Genomic DNA, 14,415 nt, shown 5'->3' on the forward strand with positions numbered 1-14,415 from the left:
ACTAGCGGCGGCGCTGCGGCTGCGCGTGCTGGTGCCGGTGCGCGCGGTGGCCCGGGTGCATCTTGTCGTGCAGGGCCTCCAGCCGCTCCTGCGTGCCCATCAGTTCCAGGAGCGCGGACCGGTCGTTCTGCTGCTTGAAGACGTGCTCCAGGCGGGGCACCAGGTCCAGCGCCAGGTGGATGTCGTTGGCCTTCTCCGCCTCCGCCAGCAGGCCGCGGCCCTCGACGCTCGCGTCAATCCAGGCCTGCAGGTGGATGAGGCCGTCCACCGCCAGCAGGCGCGAGATGGGCGCGCGCGCCGTGTCGTGGATGAGGTTCTTGAGGTCCTGGATGGCGGGCTCGCGCTCGCCCTTCGCGGCGCGCACCACCGCCTGGGAGATGCCGCGCCGGTCGGGCAGCAGGAACTCCTCCACCTCGGCGAACGCCGAGGCGTCGTCCAGGTGGCCCTGCGCGGCCAGCGACTCCGCCAGGCTGTCGAACAGCTCCGCGTCCTTCTCCGAGAAGGGCGCCAGTGCCTCCTGGAGGAAGGGCTGGGGCAGCGCGCCCTTGTCATCCACCGCCAGCTTCGAGCGCAGCGCCTTCACGTGCTCGAAGGAGGAGGCCACCGGGGCCTCCTTCGCGCCGTTGAGCTTGTGCACGAGCACCTGCATCAGCGTCGCCAGGGCCGTGGTGAACTCCTGCGGGGACACGCGGTCCGGCATCCACCGGCGCCACAGCTCCACGGCCGCGGCCACGACGTAGTCCTTGAAGGGGCCGGTGCCCTTCCACTTCGCCGCCCACTGCTGGGCGATGCCGAGCGGATAGGCGGACTCCGCCAGCTTGCGGTAGTCCTCTTCGCCCACCGGGATGCCGTAGTGCCCCAGCGTGCCCAGCAGGGCCTCCGTCGAGTAGTCCTTGAGGCCCGTCTTCTGCCACGACTTTTCCACGCGCTGCGTGCTCACCAGATGCTCTCCGAGGCCATGCGAGTGCCGGCCATCGGCCCCGCTTTGCCGTCTTCTAGCGAAAGCGGAGCCCGGCGAATACGGCCTTTGCGGGCCCCGTCAGGCGGCGGACGGCTGGGGCGGCGGGCGGCCCGGCACGATGGGCCACACCGTGGGCTGGCGCCGCCCGTCCTCCACCCGGCGGGCCATGTACGGCTCGCACCCGCGCTCCTGGAAGGCCCGCTTCCACGCGGCGAAGCTGCCCCCCGCGCGCCAGGCGTCCATGGCCGCGAGCCCCGCCTCCGGCCCGCACTGGGCCAGCATGTACTCCACCCAGGCCCAGCGCGCGGACGTGGGCCGCACCTCCGCCCGCCCCCGCAGCCCCTTGCGCAGCCGCTCCAGCTTGTTCTCCACCTCGCGCAGGCCCGCGAAGGGCGCCCCGTCCAGCGGCGTGTTCCGCTTGGCCACGAAGGGCGCGACCCCCAGCGCTACCGGCAGGATGCGCGACAGCTCCGTGGTGAAGCGGATCAGCTCGTCGATGTCCGCGTCCTCCTCATGGGGCAGGCCCACCACGTTGTAGACCTTGAGCTGCTTCATGCCCGCCGTGCGCGCGAACTGCGCGGCGCGGACGATCTGCTCCTCGGAGTGCTTGCGGTCCACCAGGTCCCGCATCTTCTGGGACGCCCCGTCCGCGGCCACCGTCAGGTTCGTCGCCCCGCCCCGCCGGAGCTGATTGACCAGCTCCTGCGTGAGCCGGTCCGCCCGCAGCGAGGACACGCCCACCTCGCGCCCCGAATCCACGATGGTGCGCAACAGCTCCACGATGCGCGGGTGGTCCGTCACCGCCGCGCCCACCAGCCCCACGCGCTTCGCGTGCTCGGGGATGAGCGACAGGATGCGCTCCGGGGGCACCGTGCGCATGCCGCCATTCGTGGTGCGGCGCATGACGCAGTAGTGGCAGCCCCGGGAGCAGCCCCGCTCCGGCTCGATGAGGAACATCGACCGGAGCTCCGTATGGGGCGTGATGATCTGCGTGCGCGCCGGCAGCCGGGCGTCCGTCGCCTTCGCCACGTGGTAGCGCGCCCCACCCCGACCGGGCACCCGGAAGCCGGGGACCTTCGCCAGGTGATCCAGCAGCGCCTCGCGCTCCATGGACGCCGCGGCGTCCAGCAGCACGTGGATCAGATCCTCCGCCTCGCCCTGGACGAGCACGTCCACGAAGGGCTCCAGCGGATCCGGGTTGGAGAACGTCAGCGGTCCGCCCGCCACCACCAGCGGATGCCTTGCATCCCGCTCCGCTGAAAGAACCGGCAAACCAGACAAATCCAACATCGTGAACAACCCTGAAAGCTCCAATTCATAGGCAACTGAAAAGGCAAGCATTTCAAAGCCAGACACGGATGCCTGGGATTCCCAGGTAAACAGTGGCGTCCTTGTTCTCTTGTATGTCTCGACATCATCGGGAAGGAAGACACGCTCGGCGGTCGCGCCCGCGTGCTCATGCACCTCCCGGTAGATGGCCTGGTAACCCAGCGAGCTCATGCCCACGTGGTAGGGGCTCGGGTAGCAGAGCGCGACCCGGTAGGGCGCCTCCTTGCGGAGCGTCCCGGCTTCGTCCGCCAGCAGTGAGCAGACGTGCTCGATGAGTTCGTAACGGCCCTCCATGGTCCTCCCAACGTGGATTCCAGACACCTAACAACAGCGCGGCCCCGGACCGCCACTCCCGCGTGGGGGAGGGGCTGCCGGGGCCGCGTTGGCCTTCAGGGTCGGTCAGTGCCGACTACTTGAACGACGGGATGGCGTTCGTCGGGACGCAACGACCCTCGATGTAGTCGGGGTCGTCATCCGGGCTGCCGAAGTACTCGAGCCAGAAGCGCTCCGGCACCGCCTCGCACTGCACCGCGAAGTCCGGGTTGATGCCCGAGCCCGCGCCGCAGTTGGCGAAGCCCTCGTCCGGATCCGCCTGGTCAGCGCGGGGATCGCAGGGGGTCGCCGGCCACACCGCACGCATGATGTACGTGGAGGTGCAGCCATTGCGCGTGAACGTGACCTCACCCGTCATCTGGGTGCCCGGAGAGCTGGGCGACGAGTACACCTTCACGTTCGCCAGCGTGTAGGACACCGACGAGGTCACACCGGCCGTCGTGGGGTTCACGGTGGCGGTGTTGAACGTCGGAGCCAGGCAGAAGTCATCCGTGGTGTCAGCGCTCAGGTCACCGGTGACCTGAAGGCTGTCGAACGTGTTGTTCGCGTCCGCGGACCCCAGGCGGGCCACGTACTGGGGCCGGACGACGAGGATGTTGCTCCCCGTCTTCGGGTCCGCGAACTTCCACACGCCCAGGTTGTCACCCACCTCCAGCGCCTCCGTGGCGCCGCAGGTGCCGCCGCCCGTCTTGGTACCGGTCGGCGGGGACACCACGTCGTACTTCGCCCACCAGTTCGCGAAGCTCGCGTCCTGGACAATGCACCCGGGGTTCGGCTGCTCGACGTCGCAGGCGGTCAGGCTGCCCGCGGCGCCCAGCATAACCAGCGTCGAAAGAATGCTCTTGCGCATGTTGCTGATCTTCCTCACGTGGTCGGGTGATTAGAACGTGTACCGGACACCGAAGCGGATCTGCCGCGGGGCCTGGTAACGGTCCGGGTTCTTGTAGTTCTGGTTCACGTCTTCGTACGCCAGCGTGCCGCCACCGGCGCCCGGGACGTTGCCAGCGCTGTCCGCCGTCGGCAGATCAGCCACGGTGCCCGGGGTGCCCGTCTTCGGATCGTAGACCGGGAGGACCTGCGAGAACGTGTAGGACTCGTCGACGCTGTCCACGCCCTGGAAGTTGAAGAGGTTGAACACGTCCAGGGTGAAGGACACCACGCTGTCCTTGCTCACGCGGTAGTTCACGCCCACGTTGGAGTCGATGCTGTTGATCCACGGGGTGCGACCGCCGCTGCCGCGCGGCAGGATGAACGTCTCATCCTGGCCGTAGCCCGGGTACGCGCCGAGGTAGCTGATGGGCGTACCGGAGTTGCCGCGGTAGGACAGACCGATGCTCGCCGACAGCGCGTTGGAGATGTTGAACTCCTTGGCGCCGAACACCTTGATGGCGTGCGTACGGTCGAAGGGCAGCAGACCCGTGCGGTTGTTCAGGAGGGCCACCAGGTCGAAGTCCGCGAGGATGTTCGGGTCGAGCTGGTTGTTCTCCGGACGGAACAGACCGGGGTAGTTGCCGTACAGGCGGGACCACGTGTAGCTCGCCTGCGCCAGCCAGCCATCCGTGAACGTGCGGTTCAGGTAGACGGTGACCGCGTCGTAGTCACGCACCGGCGTCGGGAACTCCTTGGCGAAGCCGCTGCCAGGGTTACCGAGGAAGTACGTGTTGCCGTCATCGCGGCTCATGTCCTCGATGACCTTGTTCATGTCGCGGTGGGTGTACGTCGCGCCCATGCGGGTGTTCGCCAGGAGCTCGTACTCGCCGCCGACCACGATTTCGTCGGAGGACTGGGGCTCGATGTCCGGATCGACCGGCTCGCTCTGCACCAGACCGCCGCTGAAGTACTGGTTGGAGTTCAGCGTGGCCTCGGCGCGCGGCACGATGTACTGGCGGTCCGAGCAGTTGCCGCGCTGGCCTTCCAGCGTGGACGGGTCGCAGCCCGGCACCGACGACCCCGGCTCCGTCAGGTAACGACGCGCGCTGAAGCGGCGCTCACCCGGGAAGGCGCGGTCCATCATGTTGAGGGGAACCTGCTCGTAGTAGCGAGCGAAGTTCACGAACAGCTTCGCGCGGCCGTTGGCGAACGGATCCACCACGGCGCCGATGCGGGGCGACCACTGGTTGGCCAGCTTCAGCGCCAGGTTGCCGTCGCCGCCGTACATGGACTGCACGTCGTAGCGCACGCCCAGGTTCAGGGTGACGCGGTTGGCGATGGACCAGCTGTCCTGGAGGAAGCCACCGATGGTGGTGCCGCTCGTGGAGGACGCCTGCAGGGTCTCGAACACCGGGGTGTCCGGGGCCGTCTGGTAGCCGTAGCGACGGTTGTCCGACCAGATGCGGCGGGTCTCGCCGTTGAGGACCACGTCGCTGAGCGAGCTGGCCTCCTGGAGGAACACGCTACCGGAGTAGGCCTTCTTCTGATCGAAGGTCAGGAACTCCGTGTCCACGCCCGCCTTGAACACGTGCGTGCCCAGGGCGTTCAGCAGGTAGGTGGCCTTGGCGTTGATCTGGTAGCGGTCCAGCGTCGCCTCGGACATGAAGCCGGGGCCGCCCACGTAGTAGTTCGTCACCGGGCAACGCACGGCCTGCTCCGCCGTGGTCGTGCCGCAGTACTCCGCGGCGTTGGGGACGTTCTCGAACGTGGTGATCGGGCGGCGACGGGTGTACTGAGCCAGCGAGTAGCCGGCCAGGCCGTCCGTCGAGCCGATGGCGCTGCCGTCCGCCGGAGGCGTGCCGGCGGTCTGGTGGAACCAACCGAGGTTGGCGTCGATCAGGACCTTCTTGTCCATGAACGCGCCCGCGTACTTGAGGGCGAGCGCCGTGGTGTTGGCGCGGGTCTCGGTCTGGCCGATGTCCTCGGGACGCGAGTTCTGCGCCGCCGGCAGACCGCCCGAACGGGGGTCGATCCGCAGCTTGCCCAGGCCACCCGACACGGTCGGGGTGCCGTTCAGGGCGAACGACACGTTGTGGTCCTGGTTGATGAGGTACGTCAGCTTGCCCATGAACTGGATCGTGCGGGAGTCAGCGAAGAACGACCGCTGGGAACCCGGGATCTCCTGGACGACGCTGAAGCCGTTCGCATCCTTCGCCACCGCGCCGTTGTCATCCAGCGTGAAGGCGTTGAGGGCGCGGGTGTGCTCGTAGCGCTGGAACGACGGCGCGAAGCCGGCGAAGAACCAGAGCTTGTCCTTGAGGATGGGACCGCCGAGGGTGGCGCCGAAGTCGCCCAGGTTGCTCAGGGCGTTCAGGCCGGTGATCGTGGTGCCGTCCTCGATGACCAGCTTGCGGTTGCCTTCCAGGGCGCCCGGCGTCCAGTTGGCGAACACGGAGCCGTGGAACTCGTTGGAACCGGACCGGGTCACCGCGTTGATCACACCGCCCGTGGAGCGACCGAACTCCGGCATGTAACCGCCGGTGATGATGTTCACGTCCTGCACGAACTCGATGCTCAACGGGCTGGCGTTCACGCCGAAGGCCGGGTCGTTCGTGGACAGACCGTCCACCACGTAGCCGTTCTCGGGCGAGGTCGTGCCGTTGATGGACACGCCGTACTGATCCGACTGCGCGCCAGGGGCGAGCTCGGCCAGGGACTCGAACGAGCGCGTCGCGCCGCCCTTGCCGACCGGACGGGCCACCGCGATGCGCTTGATGAACTCCTGATCGACGTTGACGCCCTGGTTCGTGGAACCGACGTCGATCGTCGGCGGGGCGCCAACGATGGTCTCCGTCGACGAGAAGCTCTCAGGGAGCAGCTCCACGTTCACACGGATGGTGCGGTTGAGCAGCAGCTGGATTTCAGGGCGGGCGAAAGGCTTGAACGACTCCTTTTCGAACCGCAGGGTATACGTGCCCGGTGGAAGCTGGGGAATACGGTAGTTACCCTGTGCGTCGGTAACCACGGTCTGCTCGCCCTGCAGGTTGGGCGAGGTGGCGGTCACAACGACATCTGCAGCCGGCTTCTTGTCCTCAGTATTGATGACAGTGCCGATGATGACGCTGGACTGCGCGAAAGCCGCGGATCCGTACAACAGACCCGCAGCAAGGACGACTCCGGTTTCCCGAAGTACTTGTTTCACTTGCATACCAAACCCCTCCAAGGTGGGCTGCAACCGAAAATGACTCCGGAAAATATCCGAGGTCAAGCAGTTGTCAATAGACCGTTGCTTTTTGGTGACCAGTGCGGCATTGCGCGATCACGCAGCGGCTTCATACACGGTTGCTTGAACCCGGAACCCTTTTCTGTATGGTGGCCGCCCTTCAATCCGGGCATGGCGGGGACGGGTAGTCCACTGGTGAAGAGGAGTTACGTGCATGTTCGATTCAGTCCTTGACCGCGGGCAAGGACCCAGGTCGCGCTTCGGCGTGGGTGCTGGCGTTTCCACGCTGCTCCACGTTGGCCTGCTGGGTCTTGTGGCCTATCTCTCCACGCGCCCACCTCCCGTGGAGGAGAAGGAGGTCGAGGTCACCCTGAAGGCCACGATGGCGCCTCCGCCTCCGCCTCCGCCTCCGCCTCCCCCGGCGTCGAAGCCGAAGACGGAGAAGAAGGTCACGCCCAAGAAGCCCAAGGACGTGATCGTGCAGCCGAAGGAGATCCCGCAGCAGAAGCCGCAGGAGACGGAGACCGCGCCCGAGCCCGAGGAAGAGGCGAGCGAGTCCGAGGTCGAGGGTGGCGTGGAAGGTGGCGTCGCGGGCGGTGTGGTGGGTGGCGTGGTGGGCGGCGTGATCGGTGGCGTGGTGGGCGGTCAGCTGGGCGGAACGGGCACGGACGTGCTGGCGTTCGGTCAGGGCATGACGCGCCCCGAGAAGATCGCGGGGCCGGAAGTGTCCTATACGCGTGAGGCTCTTGAAGCGCGCGTGCAGGGCCTGATGATCGTGAAGTGCGTGATCACGACCGAGGGAAAGGTCGAGCGCTGCCGCACGATCAAGCCGCTCCCTCACATGGAGCAGGCCGTGATGGACGTGCTCACCGCCTCACGCTACAAGCCGGTCACGTTCCAGGGCAGGCCGGTGGAAGTGCAGTACACGTTCAACTTCAACCTGAAGCTGCCGCGCTGATCCAAGGCAGCCCCGCTTGAGCAGTCCGCCGAACATCACCTCGCGCTCGTGAGGAGGAGCGCTCCACAGCCATGCAATTTACCCTGCTTGATATCTGGCACCACACGGGCCTCTTCGCCCGCATGATCATCTTCACCCTCGCCATCATGTCGGTGGCGTCGCTGGTCGTCATGGCGGAGCGGATCATCGTCTTCCGCAAGACCCGCTCGGACAGCCGCAACTTCGCCGCCAAGATGGGCGCGATCCTCGCGAAGGGCGACCTGACGACCGCGGCGAACACCAACCTGGGCAAGGACGTGGGCCACCTGGGCCGCGTGATCAACTCCGGCCTGACGGCGTACCGCATCACCCCCGGGAACAAGGACCTGGCGGTGGAGTCGGTGGCCCGCGCGCTGGAGCGCCAGGCGCAGCGCGAGGTGCAGAGCCTCAAGCGCGGCCTGGGCCTGCTGGCCACGGTCGGTTCGACGGCGCCGTTCGTCGGTCTGCTGGGCACCACGATGGGTATCGTGAACGCCTTCCAGCTCATGGCGGCGGCGGGCTCCGGCGGTCTGGCGACGATCTCCGCCGGTATCTCCGAGGCGCTCATCACCACGGCGTTCGGTCTGCTCGTGGCGATCCCCGCCGTTATGGCCTACAACTTCCTGCAGGGCTGGGTGGATGCCCGCTCCGTGGACATCTCCGAGTCCTCCAACGAGTTCCTGGACGTGGTGGCCCGGCACGTGGGCGGCGGTTCGTCGCACGCGGCCTAGTCGTCAGCCCCACCCTGGGACGTTCCCACCCACGAGGGCGGTCCGGCTGAGAAGCCGCGCTGCCCCGGGGTGGGCGTTCCTTCCCGGAAACAGGTGCACGCATGGGAATGTCAGCAGGCCCCAAAGGGGGCATCAAGAGCGAGATCAACGTCACGCCCCTGGTGGACGTGGTGCTGGTGCTCCTCATCATCTTCATGGTCGTGACGCCCATGCTCCAGCGCGGCAAGTCCGTGGAGCTGCCCAAGGCCACGGAGATTGAAAAAGAAGGCAAGGAAGCCGACCCGCTGATCCTCTCCATCACCCCGGACAAGAAGATGTTCGTGGAGAACGATGAGGTCGACGAGAAGGGGCTCCAGGAGAAGATCGCCGCGGAGCTGGTGAAGGATCCAGGCAAGAAGATCCTCCTGAAGGGCGACAACGCCCTGAACGTGGGCGACGTGCGCAAGGTGCTGGACACGGCCCGCAAGGCGAAGGCGAAGCAGATCGCCCTGGGTGTGGAGGAGAAGAAGTAATGTCCCGAGGACACAAGCAGCGTCAGTGGGTCAAGCCCGCGTCCGCGCCGAACTCGGAGATCAACGTCACGCCCCTGGTGGACGTGGTGCTGGTGCTCCTCATCATCTTCATGGTGGTGACGCCCCTCCTGGAGAAGGACATCCTCGTCCGCGTCCCGGAGACGGAGGTGGAGGAGAACCAGCCGCCGCCGGAGCCCGATGATCAGCAGATCGTCGTGCAGGTGGACAAGAGCGGCGCCTACTCCATCAACACGGAGCAGATCCCCGCTTCGGACTACATCGCCCGCCTCAAGCGGATGCTGAACGCCAAGAAGCCGGACGAGAAGGTCGTCTTCTTCATGGCGGATGACGCGGCGAACTACGGCAAGCTCGTGGTGGCGCTGGATGGCGCCCGTGCCGCGGGAGCGAAGATCCTGGGCATGGCCACCGAGCTTCCCCAGAACGCGGTCATCCAGGGAACGCAGGCCACGCCGGACGGCGCGCCGCCTGCCCCGCCGACGCCCTGATCCACGCCGTCATCGATTGAATCCGAAGCCCGCTGGCGTTCCGACGCCAGCGGGCTTCTTCTTTTTCAGGCCCCCCGGTCCCCGCTCGGGACCCTTCGTCTGCCGCGTGGGATGGCCGCGGCGGGCCGCCTGGGAGGACAGCGCGCCGGTACGGGCATTGCTCTTCCCTCCTCCCGTACGGGTTTGGAAGGGGGAAGAGGATGCTGGCGAGGGTGCGGTCGGGGGCGTTGATGGGCATCGACGCGGTGGTGGTGGAGTGCGAGGTCGACATGGCGCTCGGGCTTCCCTACTTCAACGTCGTGGGGCTGCCAGAGGGAGCGGCCCGGGAGTCGAAGGTCCGGGTGGTCTCCGCGCTGAAGAACGCGGGCTTCGACCTTCCGCAGAAGCGGATCACGGTCAACCTGGCGCCCGCGGAGATCCGCAAGGAGGGGGCGGCCTTCGAGCTGCCCATCGCGCTGGGGGTCCTGGCGGCGGCGCGGTTGATGGACGAGGAGCCGCTGGAGCGCTACCTCTTCGGAGGAGAGCTGTCATTGGATGGCTCCATCAAGGCCATCAAGGGGGTGCTTCCGCTGGCCGTGGCGGCCCGGAATGGCGGCTTCCAGGGGGTGATGGTGCCAGCGGCCAACGCAGCGGAAGCAGCGCTGGTGGAGGGCCTCCAGGTGCTGTCCGTGGCCCACCTGAAAGAGGCCGTGGGGCACCTCACCGGCAAGGCCCCGCTGACGCCACTGACGCGCACGGGGACCTCGTTGAGCGGTCCTCGCACGGAGGCCGCCGACATGGCCGATGTGCGGGGACAGCCGGAGCTGAAGCTGGCGTTGGAGCTCGCGGCGGCCGGGGGCCACAACATCCTGATGGCAGGACCTCCAGGATCGGGCAAGACGATGCTGGCGCGACGGCTGCCTGGCATCCTTCCCGAGATGTCCTTCGAGGAGGCGCTGGAGGTCACGAAGGTCTACTCCATCCAGGGGCTCCTGGGAGACGAGCAGGCGCTGATCCGCGAGCGCCCGTTTCGCGCGCCCCATCACACGCTGTCCGATGCGGGGCTCGTAGGCGGTGGCCCCATGGCCCGTCCAGGAGAGCTGTCCCTGGCCCACCATGGCGTGCTGTTCCTCGATGAGCTGCCGGAGTTCCGAAAGAATGTGCTGGAGGTGCTGCGTCAGCCTTTGGAGGAAGGTGCCATCCACCTGGCGAGAGCGACCCAGCACATCACCTATCCCTGCCGGGTCATGCTGGTGGCGGCGATGAATCCCTGCCCTTGCGGCTACTTCAACGTCCCCGGACACACGTGCACCTGCCTCGAGCACCGCATCTTCGGCTACCACTCGCGCATCAGCGGGCCCCTGCTGGACCGCATCGACATCACCGTGCAGACACGGCCGGTGGAGTACCACCACCTCGCCGAGAAGAGCCAGGAGCTGCCCAGCCACTACTACCGGCAGCGGGTGGAAGCCGCGCGGGAACGGCAGCGCGCCCGCTTCCACGACACGCCAGGAGTGCACTGCAATGCCCAGATGCCTTCGCATCTGCTGCGCCGCTACTGCGTGCTGTCACCGCCCGCGGAGAAGGCGTTGAAGGACGCGGTCACTCATTTTGGCCTGTCCGCTCGGGCGCATGACCGCATCCTCAAGCTTGCGCTGACGCGCGCGGACCTGGAAGGACACGGACGTATCGAGGATGTGGACATGCGGCTCGCCGTCGACTGCCGGATGCTCGACCGCCGGGGCTGGCTTCACACCAATACCCGGGGCGCGGTGAATCCCTCATCCCGCCCCACGCTGGTCAGGCACCAGGGTTCCGAGCTGGGTTGAAGGCTCGGGACGCCCCTCGACCCGGGCTGACCTTCCACTCTCGGGCAGGGGATGCACGACCCGCTCCTCCAACCGGTGAGCAGGGCCGGTGATGATGCGCGCGGACCTGCCGAAGGTCAGGTACGCGTACGCCCAGTTGAGCAACACGGCCAGCTTGCTCCGGAAGCCGATGAGGAAGGTGATGTGGATGAAGAGCCAGGCCAACCACGCGACGAAGCCGGACTGCTTCACACGGCGGAAGGCCACGCCCACGGCATGGCCCCTGCCAATGACCGCGTAGGTTCCCCGGTCCCAGTAGCGGAAGGGCTGCATGGGCTCACCCGCGAGCTGGCGGCGGAGGTTGAGCACCGCGTGCTTACCCTCCTGCATCGCCGCCGGCGCCACTCCCGGGACCGCGCTTCCGTCCTCCTGATTCACAAGCGCCAGGTCCCCTACGACGAAGATGTCGGGATGCCCGGGCACGGTGAGCTCGGGCGTCACCGGGACGCGCCCTGCCCTGTCCAACGTCACGCCAAGCGAGCGGGCCACGGGCGAGGCCTCCACCCCCGCGGCCCAGAGCACCGTGCGGGCCGCCAGATGTTCGGGGCCCATGTCCACGCCCGCGGCGTCGATGTTCGTGACCCGCGTGCCCGTACGGACCTCGACGCCGAGCCCCACCAGCACCCGGCGGGCCTCCGCCGAGAGATTCTCGGGATAGGTGGGGAGCACGCGGTCCATCCCCTCGATGAGGATGACGCGCGCGTCCCGTGGGTCGATGTTCTGGAAGTCACCCGACAATGAATTGCGGCTGATCTCCGCCAGCGCCCCCGCCAGCTCCACGCCCGTGGGCCCCGCGCCAATGATGGCGAAGGTGAGCAGCGCGCGGCGGCGCTCGGGGTCCGGTTCGCGCTCGGCCTGCTCGAAGGCAAGCAGGACGCGACGGCGGATCTCCAGTGCGTCCTCGACGGTCTTCAATCCCATCGAGTGTCGCGACCAGGCGTCATTGCCGAAGTACGAGTGCGTCGCGCCGGTGGCGACGATGAGGAAGTCATACGCCAGCTCGCCGTCCGCCAGGAGGACGCGCTTGCGCGCGGTGTCCACGCCCGTGACCTCCGCGAGCAGCACCTGGACGTGATTGCGTCCGAGCATCGCCCGCAGCGGCGCGGCGATGTCGCTGGGACTCAATGTCGCCGTGGCCACCTGGTACAGCAGGGGCTGGAAGAGGTGGTGGTTGTGACGGTCCACCATCGTGACGCGAACCCCTGCCTTTCGCAGGTACCGGGCCGCGTAGAGGCCGCCGAAGCCGCCTCCCAGGATGACCACATGGGGAAGGTTCTCACGGGTCGTATTCACGTGGAGGGATGTCACGACGGCGCGCCAGGGTTTCAACGCAAAGCCTTCCATCCCATCAAGCCGGACTGTCACCTCCCCGTGTGTCTGCTTATGCGGAGACGCCCTTACCTTTGCGCCTTCTCAGCGCTCGGGAGACAGCCACGCCGCTCCGCCAATCCGGACGGCTCCGGCGAACCTGGACGCCCTTGCAGGCCCCTTCCGCCTGGGAGCTCGCGCGGCATGAGCGTTGCTCTGCCCACCGCCGAGACATCCAGCCCGCAGGGCGGCGAGTGAGGCAGACGAGATGAGCAGGCTGACGGAGAAGTTGAAGGCAGTGGCAGCGGCGGTGGCGTCCATCGAGAAGCAGTTCGGCCGGGGCGCGGTGATGACGCTCGGCGCGGACGCACCGGAGCAGAAGGTGGCGGTCATTCCCACGGGCTCGGTGGGGTTGGACCGGGCGCTGGGCGTGGGGGGCTATCCGAGAGGGCGCGTGGTGGAGCTGTTCGGCAACGAGTCCTCCGGCAAGACGACGCTCACCCTGCATGCCATCGCGCAGGTGCAGGCCGTGGGAGGCGTCGCGGCCTTCATCGACGCGGAGCACGCGCTGGACCTGTCCTATGCGCGCAAGCTGGGGGTGCGGACGGAGGAGCTGCTCGTGGCGCAGCCGGACACCGGGGAGCAGGCGCTCGAAATCACCGAGCAGCTCGTGCGCTCGGGCGCGGTGGACCTCATCGTGGTGGATTCGGTGGCGGCGCTGGTCCCCCGCGCGGAAATCGAAGGCGAGATGGGCGACGCGCACATGGGCGTCCAGGCGCGTCTGATGAGCCAGGCGCTGCGCAAGCTCACGGGCGCGGTGAGCCGCTCCGGCACCTGCATCATCTTCATCAACCAGATCCGCATGAAGATTGGCGTGATGTTCGGCAACCCGGAGACGACGACGGGTGGCAACGCGCTGAAGTTCTACGCGTCGGTGCGGATGGAGATCCGCCGCACGGGCAACCTCAAGGAGGGCGACGCGGTGGTGGGCTCGCGGGCCCGCGTGAAGGTGGTGAAGAACAAGCTGGCACCCCCGTTCCAGGAAGCGGAGTTCGACGTGCTCTACGGCACGGGCATCCACCGAGCCGCCGAGGTGCTGGACCTGGCCGTGACCGCGGGCGTGGTGGAGAAGTCGGGCAGCCACTTCAGCCTGCGGGGTGAGCGCATCGGCCAGGGGCGCGAGCGGGCGTGCGAGTGGCTGCGAGAGCACCCGGACGTCCTGGAGGGCCTCGCTCGCGACCTGGTGGGCGCCACCGCGCCCTCCGTGCCTTCCGCGGACGCCGCGGCGGCCTAGTTCGCGGCCTGGAGTGCATCCAGCGAGAGGGGGACCTCCCAGTGGCGTTGGCCCACGCGCAGCACCAGGTGCCCCTCGGGGCTTTCTTCAAGCAGCTCGCCAAACTGGTACTGCGCATCACGGGAGAAGCGGGCCTTCGCCCTGCCCTGCTTCACGCGGCAGGTGAGGACTCCGTCCGGTGTGAGCTGGAGCGACCCCAGGTCCAGGGCTTCGGCCGTCCGGTCGCTCAGCCGCAGGGACACACGCTCATCCGGGGTGATGTCCACGGTGCGGACCTCGTAGGCCGCGTCCTCCACCTGGACGTAGCACCAGTCCGGGGCGATGCGGAGCTGGTAGCGCCCGTCGTCATCCAGGACCAGCGAGGCATTGAAGAGCTCGATGATCTTCGGGTGCTCGATGGGCTCGTCGTCGTGCCACCAGCGCAACGCCGCATCCAGACGGATGCCGCTGTCCTCACGGGTGTGCCAACGCTTGCCTGGAGGGGGCTGGCCGGTGGGAGGTTGCATGTCGCCCTTCATTTGCGGA

The 14,415-nt window shown here is 67.6% G+C and carries 12 protein-coding genes; 6 read left to right on the top strand and 6 right to left on the bottom strand.

The genetic code is table 11. From position 1 onward, the window contains the following. Position 1: 1 nt before the first annotated feature. The 4 genes from JYJ93_RS35985 to JYJ93_RS36000 all read right to left on the bottom strand — a co-directional run bounded on the left by JYJ93_RS35985 (position 2) and on the right by JYJ93_RS36000 (position 6,701). Positions 2-940, bottom strand: coding sequence for a hypothetical protein (locus tag JYJ93_RS35985; protein ID WP_206799123.1), 939 nt, complete (start codon positions 938-940; stop codon positions 2-4). A 99-nt stretch (positions 941-1,039) separates the two neighbouring features. Continuing rightward, a complete protein-coding gene (locus JYJ93_RS35990) occupies positions 1,040-2,584 on the bottom strand; it encodes a radical SAM protein (RefSeq protein ID WP_206799125.1) in 1,545 nt (514 codons plus the stop codon). A 115-nt stretch (positions 2,585-2,699) separates the two neighbouring features. Then, a complete protein-coding gene (locus tag JYJ93_RS35995) occupies positions 2,700-3,473 on the bottom strand; it encodes a hypothetical protein (protein ID WP_206799127.1) in 774 nt (257 codons plus the stop codon). Positions 3,474-3,503: 30 nt separating this feature from the next. Beyond that, positions 3,504-6,701: a TonB-dependent receptor gene (locus JYJ93_RS36000; protein ID WP_206799129.1), complete on the bottom strand. Its 3,198-nt coding sequence runs from the start codon at positions 6,699-6,701 to the stop codon at positions 3,504-3,506. A gap of 229 nt (positions 6,702-6,930) precedes the next feature. Between JYJ93_RS36000 and JYJ93_RS36005 the strand changes: the two genes are divergently transcribed. The 5 genes from JYJ93_RS36005 to JYJ93_RS36025 all read left to right on the top strand — a co-directional run bounded on the left by JYJ93_RS36005 (position 6,931) and on the right by JYJ93_RS36025 (position 11,249). Then, positions 6,931-7,674, top strand: a complete 744-nt coding sequence (locus tag JYJ93_RS36005) for an energy transducer TonB (RefSeq protein WP_120589307.1) — start codon at positions 6,931-6,933, stop codon at positions 7,672-7,674. Between the two features lie 71 nt (positions 7,675-7,745). After that, on the top strand, positions 7,746-8,423 hold the full coding sequence (locus JYJ93_RS36010) for a MotA/TolQ/ExbB proton channel family protein (RefSeq protein ID WP_120604774.1): 678 nt from the start codon (positions 7,746-7,748) through the stop codon (positions 8,421-8,423). Between the two features lie 101 nt (positions 8,424-8,524). Next, positions 8,525-8,935, top strand: a complete 411-nt coding sequence (locus tag JYJ93_RS36015; RefSeq protein WP_120523783.1) for a biopolymer transporter ExbD — start codon at positions 8,525-8,527, stop codon at positions 8,933-8,935. Next, positions 8,935-9,441: a biopolymer transporter ExbD gene (locus JYJ93_RS36020; protein ID WP_206799130.1), complete on the top strand. Its 507-nt coding sequence runs from the start codon at positions 8,935-8,937 to the stop codon at positions 9,439-9,441. The genes JYJ93_RS36015 and JYJ93_RS36020 overlap by 1 nt, the downstream gene beginning before the upstream one ends. Positions 9,442-9,641: 200 nt before the next feature. Beyond that, positions 9,642-11,249 (top strand): YifB family Mg chelatase-like AAA ATPase, encoded by a 1,608-nt coding sequence (locus JYJ93_RS36025; protein WP_206799131.1) that lies wholly within the window; start codon positions 9,642-9,644, stop codon positions 11,247-11,249. Here the strand turns inward: JYJ93_RS36025 and JYJ93_RS36030 are convergent. Continuing rightward, entirely contained in the window at positions 11,202-12,581 is a 1,380-nt protein-coding gene (locus JYJ93_RS36030) for an NAD(P)/FAD-dependent oxidoreductase (protein ID WP_206799132.1), read from the bottom strand. The genes JYJ93_RS36025 and JYJ93_RS36030 overlap by 48 nt on opposite strands. A gap of 283 nt (positions 12,582-12,864) precedes the next feature. Between JYJ93_RS36030 and recA the strand changes: the two genes are divergently transcribed. Further along, positions 12,865-13,890 (top strand): recombinase RecA, encoded by a 1,026-nt coding sequence (recA, locus tag JYJ93_RS36035; RefSeq protein ID WP_206799133.1) that lies wholly within the window; start codon positions 12,865-12,867, stop codon positions 13,888-13,890. Here recA and JYJ93_RS36040 read toward each other — a convergent pair. Then, positions 13,887-14,396, bottom strand: a complete 510-nt coding sequence (locus JYJ93_RS36040; RefSeq protein ID WP_206799134.1) for a DUF1285 domain-containing protein — start codon at positions 14,394-14,396, stop codon at positions 13,887-13,889. The two genes, recA and JYJ93_RS36040, sit on opposite strands and share 4 nt — an antisense overlap. Between the last annotated feature and the right edge of the window lie 19 nt (positions 14,397-14,415).

It is taken from the genome of Corallococcus sp. NCSPR001 (assembly GCF_017309135.1).
GTDB lineage: Bacteria > Myxococcota > Myxococcia > Myxococcales > Myxococcaceae > Corallococcus.